Consider the following 4,439-nt stretch of genomic DNA (forward strand, 5'->3'; position numbering starts at 1 on the left):
GTGGCCGCCAGAAGCCCGCATGCCAACAATTTCTGGCCGAGGTGCCACGAAGAAATCGCCAGTTGCCGGCGGTAGCGCATGGCGATGAGCGGCAGCAGAAAGATCAGCAGCAGCCATAACGCCATCAATGCCCCACGTGTCCCTGTCATCATGAGCGCCACAACGACAAAGCCGTTGGTCAAGGACAGCAGCGATATTTGCAGCGAGTCCCGTGCCCGCATCAATAGATAAAAGGAGAAGGGAACGGTGCAGACCGCAAATTCGGCAAAAAAGTTGCGGTTGACAAAAGTGGACGCCGGATTCGGACCCTGCGGAAAATAAGTGAAATCAAACCAGAACTGAAGTGCGGTCCAGAGCGAAGCCACGAGGGCGCCCGCATGAATCCCCAGGGCCAAATGAGGCAACCGGTCCCTTGACAGGGTATTGAGCCCCAGCCATAGCAGCAGGCTGAAGACGAACCACCGGATGGCCTCCACGCCACCGAGATAGGCATGCGACCACAGCATGCTTGCCAGGGCGTAAAACATGAGCGACAGGGGTAACCACATGAGGGCATGCCAACGCAGGGGCTCCCGCCGGTGGCGCTGCTGCCAGCAGAAAATCAGGCCGGCACTGATCGCGGAAAACGACACCACCATGGATTTCAGCGTGTCCTGCAGCATTTCTTCATGAGGCACGCCAATTGCCGGCGTCACAAACATCATGAAAGCAAGAAGCACGGTGATCCAGCCGCCGCCCTGCGCCACCTCTGCAGGCAGGGCCGCCGTGGAGTCCACGCCAGGTGAGTCAGCAGGCTCCAGCTTGGCTACCGTACCTGCGACGGTGGAATGTCCCCGCGCATCGGGGCCGGTTTTTTGGGGGGTCATGAGATCGATCAGCTTTCTGAGTGTTTGAAACAGGCCGTACGCACAGGCGACCGCATGCACCAACAACGCCGTTACGGTGCTCTGACCATCTCAACGTGGGAGATGCCGGCTTCTTCGAAAGGCTCACCCCGGGCCTCAAAGCCAAGGCGCCGGTAAAAGCCCTCCGCACTGCGCTGCGCATGCAGCATGACCTCATGGTCTCCGCGATCCCGGGCGGCGTCCATCAACGCGTTCAAAAGATTTTGGCCAAGGTGAGCTCCGCGCAGCGCCTTGTGCACTGCCATGCGCCCGATCTTCGCCGTGCCATCTGCTTGCCGCACCAGCCGCCCGGTCGCAATGCCCTCTCCCAACCCGTTATAGGCCACGGCGTGTACGGCCGGGTGGTCCGCTTCGTCGCACGCCATCTCCATCGGAATGCCCTGCTCCTGCACAAACACGGCCGTGCGGACCCTGGCCGCGTCGGCGCCCAAGGCGGCCCAATCACCCGTCCTGATGTCCACCATGGCCTCACCGGCCTCAAAGCCCACGAGCAGATTGCGCAGCGCATCCGGCACGGGTCGGGACGTCTGGGTCAGGGGATCGGCAAACACGTAGATGAGTTCGCAGGCGATGAGCAGTTCATCGGCCCTGAACATCGCGCCTGTGAATGTCATCGATGAATTGCCGATGCGTGCGCACTTGAGCGCTACATCGATCCGGTCATCAAAGCGTGCCGAGCCATGGTATTCCAGTGTGGCCTTTTTCACGTACAAGTCACCGCCCATCTTGTGCATGGTTTCCTCGTACGGCAGCGCCAGCGCGCGCCAGTAGTCGGTAATGGCGGTGTCGAAGTACATCAGGTAATGCGCGTTGAACACGATTTTTTGCATGTCCACTTCGGCCCAGCGAACCCGCAGCGGGTGAAAAAATCGGAATTCCTGTCGTTTCATGGCGTGTTGTCCGGAAGATTGAATGCCTGGCGCAGTGCCCGAGCCGCGTCCGCATGGGCTTGCCGTGCTTCGGGAATGATGCGCCCCATCTTGATGAACTCGTGCGTGACGCCGCGGTAGATTTCCAGATCGACCGGCACGCCGGCCRCGCGCAGCTTGTCGGCATACATCACCCCCTCGTCGACCAGGGGATCGCACTCTGCCAGGCCCAGCCAGGCCGGGGCCACACCGTCCACATCCGGCGCATTGAGCGGCGCGAAGCGCCAGTCCTCGCGGTCGGCGGGGCTTCGCACATAGTGGTTGAAAAACCAGGTGATGTCAGCTTCCTCGARCACAAAGCCATCAGCAAATAGCCGGTGCGACGGTGTGTCCTGGTGGGCGGCGCAACCGGGGTAAAACAGCAGCTGCAGCGCCAGCGGCAAACCGGCATCGCGGGCCAGGATGGCGCACATGGTTGCCAGCGTGCCGCCCGCGCTGTCGCCGCCGACCGCCACACGGGTTTCGTCAAGACCGAGGCTGGTTGACCGTGCCGTCAGCCACTGCAGGGCATCCCAGGCATCATGGGCAGCTACAGGAAATTTGTACTCCGGTGCCAACCGGTAATCCACGGAAATCACCGCGCAACCTGACAGATGGCTGAGCTGCCGGCACAGCACATCATGCGTTGCCACACTTCCGATGGTGAAGCCGCCGCCATGAAAGTAAATCAGCACCGGCAGGCGGTCATTTAAGGAGGCGTAGAGGCGCGCAGGCAGGCTGTAGCCATCCCTGGCGGGAATGAGCAGGTCTTCGACCCGCGCCAGGGCCGGCCGGGGAATTTCCAGCACGCCCGCACCCGCCTCGTAGGCCGCTTTGGCCCCTGCGGGGGGGAGCGTACGAAACGGTGGGCGCCTGGCCCGCGCCATGCGGCTGAGTACATTCCGCATCGCGGGAGTCAGCAAGTCTTCAGGGGAGGTGCGGCGCATTTATTTGAATGTTACCGACACAGGCTGCGCTCCGGCCAGTCCCTGGTAAGCCGCTGTGGCGGTCAACCCTGGCTTGGGGGGCAGCAGGGGTGAAAACGAGCCCAGGCTGATCAAATCGCCTGGCTTCATGGCAAGACCTTCTTTGGCCAGGGCGCCGGCCAGCCAGACGACTGCGTTGAGCGGATGACCGAGGATGTCGCTGCCCTTGCCTCTTCCCAGTTCTGCACCGCTGCCGTCTGCAAGCACCACGGTCATGTTTTCCAGCATGACCAGCATGGCGTGGCGCTCTGCCCTTGTCACGGGCACGGCCAGGGGCGTGCCGGCCACACCGAACCGGGCACCGACATTGATGGCACTGACCGCCGGGCCATTGAGTCGGGGTGGTGCCTGAACGACCAGATCGGGCAATTCGATAAAGGGAATGATCTGGTCAACGGCTTCAAGCACGTCCAGGGGTGTCCGGGCCTGGTTGATGGCTGCACTTTTGACACGCACCAGCATGTCGGCCTCAAAAAGCGGACGCGCGCCAAAAGCCGCATCGACCACGGACCCGCCGGGCAGCACCATGCCCTCATACAGCTTGCCCCACACGGGTTGGTCGTAGTTGAAGCGTTTTTGTACCGCCGGGTTGGTAAGGCCTGCCTTGTAGCCGACCACTTTGCCGTGGCGTTTTTCCAGCAGCGCATTGAGTTTGGCGCGGGTACAGGCGCCATCGGCTTCGTTGAGACCTTCCGGGTTTGCCGCAGGTTGTCTGGCAGCGATATTTTCGGCCAGGTCGCCGACTTGCGCATCGCTCAGACATTCGGCCCTGGCCTGAAGAGCCGCTATCGCCAAGGTGACCAGCATCAGGGTTTGCTTGCAATTCATGGGCATCTCCAGCTATTAAAGTAGGGCCAAGCCGATTGGGGCAACYGATTGGGGCAAGATGAGCGGCACGGGAAAACCGCCCAGCATCGTACAACGCGAAAGACAGCAAAACCATGGCCTTTATCTATTACGTCACCCAGATCCAGTTTGAATTCGGCGCGATCAAATTGCTCAAGCAGGAATGTGAGCGTGTCGGCATCACCCGTCCGCTCATCGTCACCGACCCCGGTGTCAAGGCTGCAGGTATTTTGCAAAAAGCGCTTGACGCGCTGCCCGGTGTGCAGGTGACGGTGTTTGACCAAACCCCTTCGAATCCCACCGAGGCAGCCGTTCGCGCAGCCGCCGCGCTGTACAAGTCCGCCGGCTGCGACGGCCTGATCGCGGTCGGTGGAGGCTCAGCCATTGATTGCGCCAAAGGCGTGGCGATTGCCGCAACCCATGAAGGCCCGCTCACGACCTACGCCACCATTGAAGGCGGTTCACTGAAAATCACGGACCGCGCGGCCCCGCTGATTGCCGTACCCACCACCAGCGGCACCGGCAGCGAAGTCGCCCGCGGGRCCATCATCATTGTGGATGACCACCGCAAGCTTGGGTTTCATTCCTGGCATCTGGTGCCGAAAACGGCGATTTGCGATCCGGAGCTCACATTGGGCCTGCCGGCCAAACTGACAGCGGCCACCGGCATGGACGCGATTGCGCATTGCATGGAGACCTTCATGTCAGCCGCCTTCAACCCGCCGGCCGACGGCATCGCGCTGGACGGCCTGGAACGCGGCTGGGCCCATATCGAACGGGCCACGCGCGATGGC

5 protein-coding genes are annotated in these 4,439 nt (G+C 61.8%); 1 reads left to right on the forward strand and 4 read right to left on the reverse strand.

The window, feature by feature from the left end:
- The 4 genes from AC1D1P_RS15280 to AC1D1P_RS15295 form a co-directional block, all read right to left on the reverse strand.
- Positions 1-866, reverse strand: an 866-nt coding sequence (locus tag AC1D1P_RS15280) for a hypothetical protein (protein ID WP_477673569.1), incomplete at its 3' end; no start/stop codon positions are given.
- A 71-nt stretch (positions 867-937) separates the two neighbouring features.
- A complete protein-coding gene (locus AC1D1P_RS15285) occupies positions 938-1,795 on the reverse strand; it encodes a YbgC/FadM family acyl-CoA thioesterase (protein WP_477669549.1) in 858 nt (285 codons plus the stop codon).
- Entirely contained in the window at positions 1,792-2,760 is a 969-nt protein-coding gene (locus tag AC1D1P_RS15290) for an alpha/beta hydrolase (protein WP_477673570.1), read from the reverse strand. The genes AC1D1P_RS15285 and AC1D1P_RS15290 overlap by 4 nt, the downstream gene beginning before the upstream one ends.
- Entirely contained in the window at positions 2,761-3,627 is an 867-nt protein-coding gene (locus AC1D1P_RS15295) for a 2-keto-4-pentenoate hydratase (RefSeq protein WP_477673571.1), read from the reverse strand. It lies immediately after the preceding gene.
- Between the two features lie 113 nt (positions 3,628-3,740).
- On the opposite strand from AC1D1P_RS15295, the gene AC1D1P_RS15300 reads away from it, so the two are divergent.
- On the forward strand, positions 3,741-4,439 hold a 699-nt coding region (locus tag AC1D1P_RS15300), incomplete at its 3' end, for an iron-containing alcohol dehydrogenase (RefSeq protein WP_477673572.1).

Source organism: Polaromonas sp. P1_E1_2, from assembly GCF_056406035.1.